Origin of the sequence: Aeromonas media, assembly GCF_000819985.1 — a bacterium.
GTDB lineage: Bacteria > Pseudomonadota > Gammaproteobacteria > Enterobacterales > Aeromonadaceae > Aeromonas > Aeromonas media.
Window position 1 is genome coordinate 1 of sequence record NZ_CDBZ01000100.1, and the last position, 12,910, is coordinate 12,910.

The 12,910-nt window shown below is 62.5% G+C and carries 12 protein-coding genes; 5 read left to right on the plus strand and 7 right to left on the minus strand.

The window, feature by feature from the left end; all coding sequences use genetic code 11:
* The first annotated feature begins 215 nt into the window (after positions 1-215).
* Positions 216-755 carry a gamma carbonic anhydrase family protein gene (locus BN1127_RS08675; protein WP_041206725.1) on the plus strand — a complete coding sequence of 180 codons (540 nt, stop codon included), beginning with the start codon at positions 216-218 and terminating at the stop codon, positions 753-755.
* A gap of 82 nt (positions 756-837) precedes the next feature.
* Here BN1127_RS08675 and polA read toward each other — a convergent pair whose 3' ends face one another.
* Positions 838-3,594, minus strand: coding sequence for a DNA polymerase I (polA, locus tag BN1127_RS08680; RefSeq protein WP_005331119.1), 2,757 nt, complete (start codon positions 3,592-3,594; stop codon positions 838-840).
* 400 nt (positions 3,595-3,994) lie between these two features.
* Between polA and elbB the strand changes: the two genes are divergently transcribed.
* Positions 3,995-4,645 carry an isoprenoid biosynthesis glyoxalase ElbB gene (gene elbB, locus BN1127_RS08685; protein ID WP_041206724.1) on the plus strand — a complete coding sequence of 217 codons (651 nt, stop codon included), beginning with the start codon at positions 3,995-3,997 and terminating at the stop codon, positions 4,643-4,645.
* Positions 4,646-4,716: 71 nt separating this feature from the next.
* Here the strand turns inward: elbB and BN1127_RS22395 are convergent, their stop codons facing one another.
* From BN1127_RS22395 to fieF, 4 genes are all read right to left on the minus strand, one after another.
* Positions 4,717-4,926, minus strand: a complete 210-nt coding sequence (locus tag BN1127_RS22395; RefSeq protein WP_025325277.1) for a cell division protein ZapB — start codon at positions 4,924-4,926, stop codon at positions 4,717-4,719.
* A gap of 239 nt (positions 4,927-5,165) precedes the next feature.
* Positions 5,166-6,446 carry a hypothetical protein gene (locus BN1127_RS08695; RefSeq protein ID WP_005331116.1) on the minus strand — a complete coding sequence of 427 codons (1,281 nt, stop codon included), beginning with the start codon at positions 6,444-6,446 and terminating at the stop codon, positions 5,166-5,168.
* Positions 6,447-6,467: 21 nt separating this feature from the next.
* Positions 6,468-7,247 carry a serine O-acetyltransferase gene (gene cysE / locus BN1127_RS08700; RefSeq protein WP_005331115.1) on the minus strand — a complete coding sequence of 260 codons (780 nt, stop codon included), beginning with the start codon at positions 7,245-7,247 and terminating at the stop codon, positions 6,468-6,470.
* Between the two features lie 8 nt (positions 7,248-7,255).
* The gene (gene fieF / locus BN1127_RS08705; protein WP_005331113.1) at positions 7,256-8,167 is read right to left on the minus strand and encodes a cation efflux pump FieF; all 912 of its coding nucleotides are present in this window, start codon (positions 8,165-8,167) and stop codon (positions 7,256-7,258) included.
* A gap of 86 nt (positions 8,168-8,253) precedes the next feature.
* Here fieF and BN1127_RS08710 point away from each other — a divergent pair, with 86 nt between their 5' ends.
* The 3 genes from BN1127_RS08710 (at position 8,254) to trmL (ending at position 10,844) form a co-directional block, all read left to right on the plus strand.
* Positions 8,254-8,946 carry a response regulator gene (locus BN1127_RS08710; RefSeq protein WP_005331112.1) on the plus strand — a complete coding sequence of 231 codons (693 nt, stop codon included), beginning with the start codon at positions 8,254-8,256 and terminating at the stop codon, positions 8,944-8,946.
* Positions 8,943-10,298: an ATP-binding protein gene (locus BN1127_RS08715; protein WP_005331111.1), complete on the plus strand. Its 1,356-nt coding sequence runs from the start codon at positions 8,943-8,945 to the stop codon at positions 10,296-10,298. Before BN1127_RS08710 ends, BN1127_RS08715 begins: the two co-directional genes overlap by 4 nt.
* An 81-nt stretch (positions 10,299-10,379) precedes the next feature.
* Positions 10,380-10,844, plus strand: coding sequence for a tRNA (uridine(34)/cytosine(34)/5-carboxymethylaminomethyluridine(34)-2'-O)-methyltransferase TrmL (gene trmL, locus BN1127_RS08720; protein WP_005331110.1), 465 nt, complete (start codon positions 10,380-10,382; stop codon positions 10,842-10,844).
* A 50-nt stretch (positions 10,845-10,894) separates the two neighbouring features.
* Here the strand turns inward: trmL and BN1127_RS08725 are convergent, their stop codons facing one another.
* Together BN1127_RS08725 and BN1127_RS08730 are read right to left on the minus strand one after the other, a co-directional pair.
* Positions 10,895-12,253 (minus strand): MATE family efflux transporter, encoded by a 1,359-nt coding sequence (locus BN1127_RS08725; protein WP_005331109.1) that lies wholly within the window; start codon positions 12,251-12,253, stop codon positions 10,895-10,897.
* 28 nt (positions 12,254-12,281) lie between these two features.
* Entirely contained in the window at positions 12,282-12,908 is a 627-nt protein-coding gene (locus BN1127_RS08730) for an SCO family protein (RefSeq protein ID WP_005331108.1), read from the minus strand.
* Positions 12,909-12,910: the final 2 nt, after the last annotated feature.

Sequence of the window (12,910 nt, forward strand, 5' to 3'; positions counted from 1 at the left end):
GAGGTTATCGACGAGGTTGTCTGCGTTGCCGCTTGCCCTGTCGATGGAGGCGCATTATAGGGAGCTGAAACTTTCTGGCAAGCCCCTCAAAGCAATAAAATTGCAAAAAATGGCAGTTTTTTAGTTATTCATAACAAAGCACAGCTTTTGTACAAACTTATCCACAGAAGCAGGCCCGGGATTGCTAGAATGGCCAGAAAATTGAGGAGGCCGAGATGGACTTGCGACTGAGATCCTATAAAGGAAAACGCCCACAACTGGGCAAACGGGTATATGTGGACCCCTGCGCCACCCTGGTGGGAGACATAGTGCTCGGCGATGATGCCAGCATCTGGCCCCTGGTAGCGGCACGGGGGGATGTGAACCATATCCGTATCGGCGCCCGCAGCAATGTGCAGGACGGCACCGTTCTGCACCTTAGCCGCAGGAGCGCCGCGAATCCCGATGGTTACCCCCTTCTGATCGGGGAAGACGTCACCGTGGGCCACAAGGCCATGCTGCACGGTTGCACCATAGGCAACCGGGTACTGGTCGGCATGGGGGCCATACTGCTGGATGGGGTGGTCGTCGAGGATGATGTGATGATAGGTGCCGGCTCTCTGGTGCCACCGGGCAAGCGGCTCGCATCCGGCTTCCTCTATATGGGAAACCCGGCCAAGCAGGCGCGGCCGCTCAAGCCGGCAGAGATTGCCTTTCTAAAGACCTCGGCCGACAACTATGTCCTGCTCAAGGATGAGTATCTGCAAGAGGCTTGAGGCAGACAGAGAACGAAAACAAGAAGCCCGGCATGCGCCGGGCTTCTCTGCTTATATAGCTAGCCAATCGCTGTGGTCAGGATCAGTGGGCCTGATCCCAGTTGTCGCCAGTCCCGGCTTCCACCACCAGCGGCACGTGCAGCTCGGCCGCCGCCGACATCTTCTCCTTGATGAGCGCTATGTACTCCTCCAGCTTCTCCTCGCGGATCTCGAACACCAGTTCATCGTGAACCTGCATCAACATGTGGATGGAGCCATCGGTAATGCCCCGGATCCAGCCATCGACGGCGATCATGGCGCGCTTGATGATGTCGGCGGCCGTGCCCTGCATAGGGGCGTTGATCGCCGCCCGCTCCGCCGCCTTGCGCAGACCGGCATTGCGGGACTTGATGTCCGGCAGATAGAGGCGACGACCGAACAGGGTCTCGACATAGCCCTGGGCTTCCGCCTGCTGGCGGGTGCGCTCCATGTACTCCAGCACGCCTGGGTAGCGTTCGAAGTAGAGATCCATGTACTTCTGCGCCTCGGCACGGCCGATCCCCAGCTGCTTGGCCAGACCGAAGGCACTCATGCCATAGATGAGGCCGAAGTTGATCGCCTTGGCGCTACGGCGCATGTCGGTGGTCACCGCCTCGAGCGCCACACCGAACACCTCGGCGGCAGTCGCCTTGTGGATGTCCTTGCCCTCGGCAAAGGCGGTCAGCAAGCCTTGGTCACCGGAGAGGTGCGCCATGATGCGCAGCTCGATCTGGGAGTAATCCGCCGCCACCAGCTTGTAGCCGGCGCTCGGGATGAAGGCCTGCCGGATCCTGCGCCCCTGCTCGTTGCGCACTGGAATGTTCTGCAGGTTGGGATCGGTCGAGGAGAGCCGGCCGGTCGCTGCCACTGCCTGATGGTAGGAGGTATGTACCCGTCCGGTCTGGGGCTTGATCATCAGCGGCAGCTTGTCGGTATAGGTGGACTTGAGCTTGGCCAGGCCACGGTGCTCCATCAGGAGGCGCGGCAGATCGTAGGTCTCCGCCAATTCCGCCAGCACCTCTTCGGCGGTGGACGGGGCGCCCTTGGGGGTCTTCTTGAGGATCGGCAGCCCCAGCTTGACGAACAGGATCTCGCCGAGCTGCTTGGGTGAGGAGAGGTTGAACTCCTGCCCGGCCAATTCGTGGGCCTGCCGCTCCAGCTCCGCCAGACGTACTTCGATCTCCTGGCTCTGCTGGTGCAGCAACTTGGGATCTATAGTGGTGCCGAGCAGTTCCATCCGTGCCAGCACCGGCAGCAGGGGCAGTTCGATCTCTGTGAATACCTTGGCAAGCTCAGGCAGTTTGCTCAACTCGCCCCACAGAGTCTGGTGCAAACGCAGGGTGATGTCGGCATCTTCCGCCGCATAGGGCGCGGCCTGCTCCAGTTCGATCTGGTTGAAGGTGAGCTGCTTGGCCCCCTTGCCGGCGATATCCTCGAAGGAGATGGTCTCGACCCCGAGGTACTTGCTGGCCAGGGAGTCCATGTCGTGGCGGCTGGCGGTGGAGTTGAGTACATAGGATTCGAGCATGGTGTCGAAGGCGATGCCCTGCAGATCAATGCCGTGGTTCTGCAGCACGTTGCGATCGTACTTGAGGTTCTGCCCCACCTTGAGGCGGGCCGGATCTTCCAGCAGCGGCTTGAGCTTGCCCAGCACCTGCTGTTCGGTCAGCTGGGTTGGCGCCCCCAGATAGTCGTGGCCGAAGGGAACATAGGCCGCCTTGCCCGGTTCGATGGCGAACGACACGCCGACCACTCGCGCCTCCATGTAGTCGAGACTGGTAGTTTCGGTGTCGAAGGCAAACAGTGGTGCCGCCTGCAACTGTGCCAGCCAGCCGTCGAACTCGGCCTCCTCCAGAATGCAGCTGTAGTCGGTCTCGATGGCGGCAGCGGGGGCAGCAGCGTCATCAGCTGCTCCTTCCTGCCCGGCGCTCTCTTCGCCACCGGACTCCAGCTCCTTGATCAGGTTGCGCAGCTCGTACTCCCGGTAGACCGCCAGCAGGGACTCCTTGTCGATCGGGCCCAGCAACAGCTCTTCGAGGCTCTGCTCCAGCTCGACATCGGTCTTGATGGTCGCCAGCTGGTAGGAGAGGCGAACCTGATCCTCCTGCTCGCGGAATTTGTCGGCAAACGTCTTGGAGCCACGGAAGCCGAGGGCGGCGACCTTGTCGAGGTTGGCGGCGATCTGATCGATGCTGCCTATCCCCTGCAACAGCGCCTGGGCCGTCTTCTCACCCACCCCTGCCATGCCGGGAATGTTGTCCACCTTGTCCCCCATCAGGGCCAGGTAGTCGATGATGAGCTCGGGGGGCACGCCGAACTTCTCGATCACCCCTTCCCGATCGGTCTTCACATCTTTCATGGTGTCGATCAGGGTGACATGGTCGGAGACCAGCTGCGCCATGTCCTTGTCGCCTGTGCTGATGAGCACGGGCAGTTGCTTCTCGGTCGCCTGGCGGGCGAGCGTGCCGATCACGTCGTCGGCCTCGACTCCTTCGACCATCAGGAAGGGGAAGCCCATCGCCTTGATCATCTGGTGAATGGGGGCAACCTGGCTACGCAGATCGTCCGGCATGCTGGCGCGGGTCGCCTTGTACTCGGGGTAGATGTCGTCACGGAAGGTCTTGCCCTTGGCGTCGAACACCACGGCCACATGACAGTCAGGGTATTGCTTGCGCAGGCTGCGCATCATGTTGGCCATCACCCGGACGGCGCCGCTTGGCAAACCGGTCGATGTGCGCAGATCGGCCTGCTGGGAGGCGAAGAAGGCGCGGTAAAGATATGAAGAGCCGTCGACCAAGATAAGGGGATTGCTAGGGGCCATGAAATCGTCCTGCCAGGAATAAACAGTCGCTAGGATGCCACAGGGCCCGCAGCACACCAAGGGGCTGACCCCCTCTCATACGTGCCACGAACGGCCCCACTGCCTGTGGATAACTCTGTGCTCAAAAATGGGCTCATGGCTGCGCCAGGGTGACAAAGCTGTGAATTAAAAACAAAAACAGCATATAAAACAGCATGTTGAGATCGTAAAAACAAACCATGATGCCTTCATCATGATCTCGATCAATGTGGAAAAAAATTCAAGGGGGTCAACGAGGCAGGATCCAAAACGAAACAATCCTAGCACAGCAAGATGACTTGACCAGTGGAGGCCGAACGATAACCATACAAAAGTACAACAATCTACCTTGGCTCACATTTTCAACAACGAGGAGTCTGCCATGAAAAAAGTGGCCGTGATCTTGAGTGGCTGTGGCGTGTTTGATGGCGCCGAGATCCATGAAGCCGTCATCAGCCTGCTGGCACTGGCCCGTCAGGGCGCCACCGTCCAGTGCTTCGCGCCCGACGTGCCTCAACTGCACGTCATCAACCACCTGACCGGCGAGGTGAGCGAGGGGGAGAGCCGCAACGTCCTGGTCGAGGCTGCCCGCATCTGCCGCGGCCAGATCAGGAATGTGGCCGAGCTGGACGCGGCCGATTTCGATGCCCTGCTGGTGCCCGGCGGCTTTGGCGCCGCCAAGAATCTGTGCGACTTCGCCATCAAGGGAGCGGAGTGCCACATCCAGCCGGACGTGCTGAAAGCGTGCCAGAGCTTTGCCGAAGCCCGCAAGCCGGCAGCCTATATCTGCATAGCGCCGGCCATGATACCCCTCATCTATGGCGCCGGTACCCTGGCCACCATAGGCCATGACGAGGGCGCCGCCAATGCCATCGAGGCCATGGGGGGCAGCCATCTCAACTGCCCGGTCAGCGAGTTCGTGGTGGATCAGGAACGCAAGGTGATCTCGACTCCGGCCTACATGCTGGCGCAGAACATCGTCGAGGCCGCCGACGGCATCGAGAAGACGGTCAGGCAGTTGCTGGCCCTGTGATCCCTCCCCTGCCAAAACAAGCGGGCCGCTCAAGGAGCGGCCCGCTTTCATTCCAGTCAGTCAAGACGGGATCAGATGGCATCGCCCATCTGGTCCATCTTGCCCAGCAGGGCGCGCAGACGTTCCTGCCAGGCAACGTGTTCGTTGCGCAGCTGATGGTTCTCGTCTTGCAGCTTGTTGTTCTGCTCTTTCAGCTCGTCCAGCTCCATTTTCAGCAGAGAGATGTTGTCGACGGCGGATTGTACTTTGGATTCGAGTTGCTCAAGGACTTCTAGTGACATATGCATACCTGTATGTTCAATTGCGATGCCCCACAGGGGGCGATTCAAGCGCGTGAAGCCAGCATACCCTGATGCGCTCGGCACAAACAAGCCAGCGCGTTGCAAAATGCGCCCTCCGTGCCGGTATTGCTTAAATATGCGTCGGTTTTTCTCGCAGGCGGCAGGAACCGCGATCCGGGACGCTCGCCACGTCGTCACGCCCCCCCCCCTGCGAACCGCCTCCTCTCCCACCGCCGGCATCAGCCGTGCAGGGCGATGAAGCCCCCCATCAACAGACAGGCCACCCCATACATCAGCAGCCCGTAGAGCAGGTTCCAGCGCAACAGCAAACCTGCGCTCAGGTTGTAGCGGGAGGCCAGCGCCAGGTTGGAGCCGGAGAGCGGGCTGGTGCCGGTGGCGAGCCCCCACCCCAGCAGGAAGCACATGCCGAGCAGGCTGGGATCCGGTGACAGCGGCCACAGCAAGGGGGCCACCCCCGAGATGCTAATGAGGGGGTGCACGCCTATGATGGCGACCAGAAAGATGAGCAGCAGGGTGAGGGATGCCTCAAGCCAGCCGAAGTGGTTGAACAGCGGCAGGCCGTGACCCGCACCGAAGTCGATGACAGAGAGGGCGCTGTTGATGCCGGCAGCCAGCAGACCTGCCCCGAGAAACAGCACCAGCTGGCCGCCGATGGCGGGGAAACGCTCCACCACCTGCCGCTTGAGGGCCGCCCCGCGCCCCTGACTTGGCATGAAGAGCAGCGCCAGCAAGGGGGCCACCAGCGCGATCACTGCCAGGATGCTGAGCCCGGGCCAGATCCGGTGGATCAGCAGCACCAGCAGCGCCAGGGTCACCGGCAACCCCAGGGTCTGCAGCCGCAGCGGATAACCTTCAAAGGTCTCCACGCCGAGTCGCTCTACCTGCCAGGCCGTCAGCCCCATGGCCAGCAAGGCCGCCAGTATGCCAAAAGGCAATATGCTGCCCAGTTGCAGACCCGGTGCATAGGTGAGGGCCACCGCCATGGCGACGAAGAAGGGGGACCAGAAGGCCGCGGCACAGAAGATCCGGCTCAGCACCATGACCTGGCGCCGCTCCAGGGTACCGTTGCGCTCCAGCCGATCACCGATGATGAAGAGCACCGAGAGGTTGATGACGGCACCGAGCAGATTGAGGCTGGCCATGGTGCTCCACAGCCCCTTGCGACCGGACCAGGAGGCGGTGCCGGTCAGCAGACCCGAGGTGGCGAGGTTGAGGGTACTGACGGCGGCAAACATGGTGAGCATGTTGATGTTGGGCAGCAGCCAGTCCCCGGGGCTGAGGCTGGCGCCGTGCCACCAGGAGAAGATCAGCAGCAGCAGTGCCGCCCCATAGAGCGCCAGCGCCTGACGACGGGCGGCTCCCACCAGCCAGGGCCAGGTGAGCAGGGAGGCGGCCCAGGCCGCGACGGCGGCTGGCCAGGGGGAGAATCCCAGATAGAGGTGCAGCAGGTTGAGCAGCCACATCCCCAGGATCAGATAGCCTGACCAGCGCTTGACCATACAGCGGCCTCGGTCAGGGGATCAGAGACACTGATCCATATCCAGGGAGGGTTTATCGCACTCGGGCCGACCCACGATCTTGGCAGGCACACCGGCGACCGTGGTGTGGGGCGGCACGGGGTTGATCACCACACTGCCGGCTCCTATCTTGGCGCCGACCCCCACTTCGATGTTGCCGAGCACCTTGGCACCCGCCCCTATCATCACCCCTTCGCGGATCTTGGGATGGCGGTCACCGCTCTCCTTGCCGGTGCCCCCCAGGGTCACGCTCTGCAGGATGGAGACGTCGTTCTCGATCACTGCGGTCTCACCGACCACTATGCCGGTGGCGTGGTCAAACATGATGCCCTTGCCGATCCGCGCGGCCGGGTGCACGTCGACCCCGAACACCACGGAGATCTGGTTTTGCAGGTAGAGCGCCAGCGAGCGGCGCCCCTGACGCCACAGCCAGTTGGCGACCCGGTAGCCCTGGAGGGCATGGAACCCCTTGAGGTAGAGCAGCGGCGTCGAGAAGAGGTCGACGGCGGGATCCCGGTCCTGCACGGCGCAGATGTCGGCTGCCACTGCGGCCAGCAGCTCGGGTTCGCTGCGCAGGGCCAGTTCAATCACCTCGCGCAGAGCGATGGCTGGCATGGTGGTGCTGTCGAGCTTGTTGGCGAGCTGAAAACTCAGAGCCGAGCGCAGATCACCGTGATTGAGAATGGTGGAGTGAAAGAAGCTGGCCAGCATGGGCTCCTGGGCCGCCATGCTCTGCGCTTCCTGCTGAATTTTTTGCCACGTTTGGGCAACCAGATCATCCATGTTGCAGCCTACTGTTGTTCAGGGTGAGTGCCTTGTTGTTCTTTTGTCAGCACCGAGATGGGGTCCATATGAATGATCACCTCCATCCGCTCGAAGGACTGGCGAACCGCCAGTTCAGCCTCGTCGGCTATCTGATGGGCCTGGACCAGGGGGAGCTGATCGTCGAGCTCCAGATGTAACTGCACGAAGCGGGTTGGCCCGGATTGGCGGGTACGCAGATCATGTACGCCATGCACCCCCTCTACGGCACAGCAGAGCGCCATTATTCTCGCTTGTTCTTCCTCTGGCAACTGACGATCGAGCAGGGCCTGTACGGATTCGTAGCCAATATGGGCGGCCCCCCACACCAGGAACAGACCAATCAGGATGGCGAACAGGCCATCGGCCCAGTGCCACCCCTGCCCCGCCAGCACCAGCGCCAGCAGCACGCCGGCATTGAGCAGCAAGTCCGAGCGGTAGTGCAGCATGTCGGCCTTGATGGCCACGCTGTTGGTCTTGCGAATGACCAGACTCTGGAAGCTGACCAGCAGCAGGGTCAGCAGGATGGAGCCGGCACTGACCCAGATCCCCGCCTCCAGCCGCACCACGGGGACCTGATTCAGCATCGACGAGATGCCGTGCATCATCAGCAGCAGGGCAGAGCCCGAGATGAAGGCCGACTGGATCAGACCCGCAAGGGACTCCGCCTTGCCGTGGCCGAAGCGGTGCTCCTCATCGGCTGGCACCAGCGCGTAACGAATGGCCAGCAGGTTGATGATGGAGGCACTCACATCCATGAAGGAGTCGGTGAGGGACGCCAGCAGGCTGGAAGAGTCCGTCATCAACCAGGCGATCAGCTTGCCCAGGATCAGCAGGGTGGCGGTGACGACCGCCGCCGTGCTGGCGAGGGTGACCCAGCGGGAATAATGTTGATGGCTCAAAACCGGCTTTCCTCTGACGCGTAAAAACTTATTATACCCTGACCCGAACGTCAGTTTGGCGCGCAAAATCAACGGAGTGACCCCGAATGAACAAAATACTCCTGGTCGACGACGATCTCGAGCTGACCCAGCTGCTCACCGAAATCCTGACCCTGGAAGGATTTGAGGTCACCGTCGCCGAGGATGGAGAAGAAGGACTGCTGCGGCTGGCAGAGCAGGCATTCGATCTGGTGCTGCTGGACGTCATGATGCCCAGACTCAACGGGTTCGCCATGCTGACCAGGCTGCGCAAGACCCACGACACCCCGGTGTTGATGCTGACTGCCCGTGGCGACAGCCAGGACAGGGTCAACGGGCTCGAAGCGGGCGCAGATGACTATCTGGCCAAACCCTTCGATGACAGGGAGCTGCTGGCGCGAGTGCGCGCCATCTTGCGCCGCACCCAGCATCCCTCACCCCAGCGCGGCGCGTCCGATGAGCTGCGCTTCATGGATCTGTTGCTGCAACCCGGCCTGCAGCGAGCCCGCTGCGACGATCAACTGCTGGAGCTCACCGCCACCGAGTTCGGCCTGCTGGAGTGCCTGCTGCGCAGCCCGGGTCAGATCGTCAGCAAGAACCTGTTGTCCGAACAGGTGCTTGGCAAAAAGCTCGAACCCTTCGATCGGGCCATCGACATGCACCTGAGCAACCTGCGCAAGAAGCTGCCCGAACGAGCAGACGGTCAGCCCCGCTTCAAGACGGTACGCGGGCGAGGCTACCTCTGGCTGGAGCAGGCATGAGAACGGCCCGCACCTTCAATGGCCTCTCCACCCAGATCTTCCTCTGGTTCTGGTTCATGCTGCTGCTCGTGCTGGCCGCCGTGGTGATACTGCCCACCCTGGATCCCCGCAATACCATCCCCCTGCCCGAGCACGAGATGGCCAGGATGAACAACAACCTGCGGGCGTTGCAGGCCGGAGCCGACCCGAACCAGGACTTCGATCTGCAACAGGCCATCACGGTGGCAGGTCTCTTGCCGGTGGACAACGTCTACCTGCGTGATGCCAAGGGCCAGATGCAATCCACCACCCAGTTGAGCAAGTTCGTCATCCGCTTCATGCTGGACGCCGACGACCCGGCCAGGCCCATGCTGGGTAGCGAACACCAGCGGGCCATCGCCGGCCCCTTCCAGATGCAGCACCACGGCCAGACCTATCACGTCTACTTCGGGCTTAACGTCGAGAACTCCTATCTGTTCCTGTTTATCCAGATCCTGGATCACCCCATCCAGATCCTGGGCATCGCCATGCTGGTCAGCACCCCGCTCTGTCTGCTGCTGGCCTGGCGGCTGACCCGCCCCATACTGCAGCTGCAGCAGTCGGTCTCCCAGCTGGCGCTGGGCAAGCTGGAGACACGGATCCCCAACCTGGGGCGGCGGGACGAGATAGGTCAGCTGGCGGATCATGTCAGCCACATGGTGGATACCCTCAAGCGCATGATCCAGAAGCAGAAACAGTTGCTGTCCGACATATCCCACGAGCTACGCAGCCCCCTCACCCGCATTCAGCTGGCGCAGGCCTTGATCCGCCGCAAGCAGGGGGACAGCTCGGAGCTGGCCCGGATCGAAAGCGAAATCGCCCGGCTCGACAAGCTGATCGGGGACCTGCTGGATCTGTCGCGGGTTCAGCAGCATGTGGAAGCCCCGGTGGAACTGCCGCTGGCGGAGCTGCTGGAGCCCATCCTGGACGACGCCATGTTCGAGGCCAATCAGAACGGCAAGCAACTCAGGCTGCCACCGCTACCGACCGAGACCCTCAGGATGTGGCCGGAACTGCTGGCGAGAGCCCTGGAGAACCCGCTGCGCAATGCGCTCAAGTATGCCCGCGAGTTCATCAAGGTGGACTGGTATCGGGAGGGACGGGAGTGGGTGATGACCATACGGGATGACGGCCCCGGCGTGCCGGTGGAGCAGCAACCCATGTTGTTCCTGCCCTTCTTCCGGGTCGACGATGCCCGCAACGCCAAAACCGGCGGCACCGGCCTCGGTCTCGCCATCGCCGCCGAGGCGATCCAGCGCCATGGCGGCACCATCAAGGCCAGCAACAATCACCCGACCGGGCTCGTCATCACCATCCGCCTGCCCATGGTGTGAGCCACCCCTTTTCATCGGCATGGGCGCTGGGTATGCTGGCGCCCGTTTCGCACCACCCCAGCCCCGCATCAGGATCCCGTCATGCTCGACATCGTGCTCTACCAACCGGAAATCCCGCCCAACACCGGCAACATCATCCGCCTCTGTGCCAACACCGGCTATCGGCTGCACCTGATAGAGCCCCTGGGTTTCGCCTGGGATGACAAGCGGGTGAAGCGGGCGGGACTCGACTATCACGAGTTTGCCGAGGTGAAGCGCTGGCCGAGCTATGAGGCCTTTCTCGCGGCCGTGGCCCCCAAGCGAGTATTCGCCTGCACCACCAAGGGACGCACCGCTCACTCGGCGGCGCAGTTTGCCCCTGGGGATACCCTGCTGTTCGGGCCGGAGAGCCGCGGATTACCGGCGGAGATCATCGAGAGCCTGCCGTTCGAGCAGCGGCTGCGCATTCCCATGCTGCCTCAGAGTCGCAGCATGAATCTGGCCAATGCGGTCGCGGTTTTCGTCTACGAGAGCTGGCGCCAGTTTGGCTATGAGGGCTCCCTCTAGCCTTTGCTGGCGCGGTGCCCCTCAGAGACGGCACCGACCATGAGACCCCGTCAGGCGGGTTCCCGACCTTGACCCAGCAGGCGGCCGTCACGTTCCAGTTGCCAGCATAGCCAACCCAGAGTTAGGCCCCGCCCTGTCATCAGCGCCGCCATGGCGGCCCACAAGGTCGCCACGCCCCATTCCTGGCACAGCCACCAGATCGGGAAGAAGCCGGCAAACACCGCCACCAGCATGCTGTTGCGCATCTCGCGAGCCCGGGTGGCCCCGATGAAGACCCCATCCAGCAGGAAGCACCAGACCGCCAGCAAGGGCATGGCGATGAGCCAGGGCAGTTGGCGGTTCGCCTCGGCGATCACCGCAGGGATGTCGGTGATATGGGCGATGAGCAGCCGCCCCCCCAGGGCAAACCCCAGAGCAAACGCGATCGCGATCAGCAAGGCCCAACCCAGGTTGAGGACTATGGCCTCACGCAGCCCCTGCCTGTCCCGCCGTCCTATGGCGCGCCCCACCATGGCTTCCACCGCGTAGGCGAAGCCATCCAGCCCGTAGGAGATCAGCATCAGGAAGTTGAGCAACACCGCATTGGCGGCTACTGCCACGTCCCCCAACCTGGCCCCCTGCAAGGTCATGAAGGCGAAACAGAGCTGCAGGCAGAGGGAGCGGATGAAGATGTCCCGATTCAGGCCGAGCAGCCGCCGCACCGCGGGCCATTGCCACCAGCGCGGCCAGGCGCTCTGCCACACCTCGGCCGGGAGATGGCGCAGGCGGCGGCTCACCAGCCAGAGCCCCACCCCGAGCGAGCAGTAGTCCGCCAGCAGGGAGGCGGCAGCCACCCCCCTGACCTGCCAGCCGAGCCCCAGCACGAACCAGGCGTCCAGCACCATGTTGACCAGGTTGCTCAAGATCAGCAGCAGCATGGGGCTGCGCGCATCCTGCATGCCCAGCAGCCAGCCCATGATGACCAGGTTGCACAAGGCCGCCGGGGCGCTCCAGATCCGCACCGAGACATAGTCTCCGGCATAGACCTGCACCTCGGGGGATCCTCCGCTGAGCCCTATGATGGCTGGCAAGAAAGGCAGCACCAGCAACAGCAAGGCCAGTCCCAGCCCGACGGCGAGACCGAGCGCCCGTGCCAGGGTGTCCAGCTGTCCCTCGGCGCTGGCGGCGCCCTGGGCCTGGGCAGTCAGGCCAGTGGTGGACATACGCAGGAAACCGAGCAGCCAGAACAGGAGGTTGATGAGGGTTGCCCCGACCGAGACACCTCCGAGAAACCAGGCCTGCCCGAGATGACCGATCACCCAGGTATCCACCAGGCCGAGCAAGGGGGTGGTGACGTTGGAGAACACCATGGGCAGGGCCAGGGCAAACACGGCCCGGTGGCGGCGAGGATCCCTGAGCCAGAACGGCATCAAGCCAAGCACGATCGAGACTGGCAAATCACTCGGCGGCCAGTCGCACTATGCGGGCGAAGTCGGAGACCATGGTCTGCATATCCACATGGGCCACTTCACCCGGGGCGACCTTGGGGCGGAACATGGCCACCAGCTTCCCCTCGGGATTGATCAGCACGATCGAGGCCGAGTGGTCTATGAGGTAATCCTTGCGCTCGCTCTCCACGATGGAATAGACGAGACCAAGGTTGCGCACCAGGGGGAAGAGGGCACGGTGGGTACCGGTCGCCGCCTTGAACTCCGGATGGAAGAAGGCGGTATAGCTCTTGAGACGGGCACTGTCATCCCGCTGGGGATCCGCCGAGATGAAGACCACCTGGCTGCTGGGTTCGATCTTCTTGAGATCCGGGTAGATGGAACGCAGATCCGCCAGGGCGGTCGGGCAGACATCGGGACAATAGGTGTAACCGATGAACAGGAAGGTCCAGTGCCCTGCCAGATTGGCGGCAGTGAAGGGCTCCCCATCCCCATCCGTGAGGGTGAAGGGGTTGATGTCACGTCCTACCGGATAATAATCCGCCTGCTCAGGCAGGGAGGGTTGGCTCCAGTAATAGGCCGCCATTATGCTGCCGACGAAGAGCAACAACAGCAGGGAAAAACGTGGTTTAACCATAT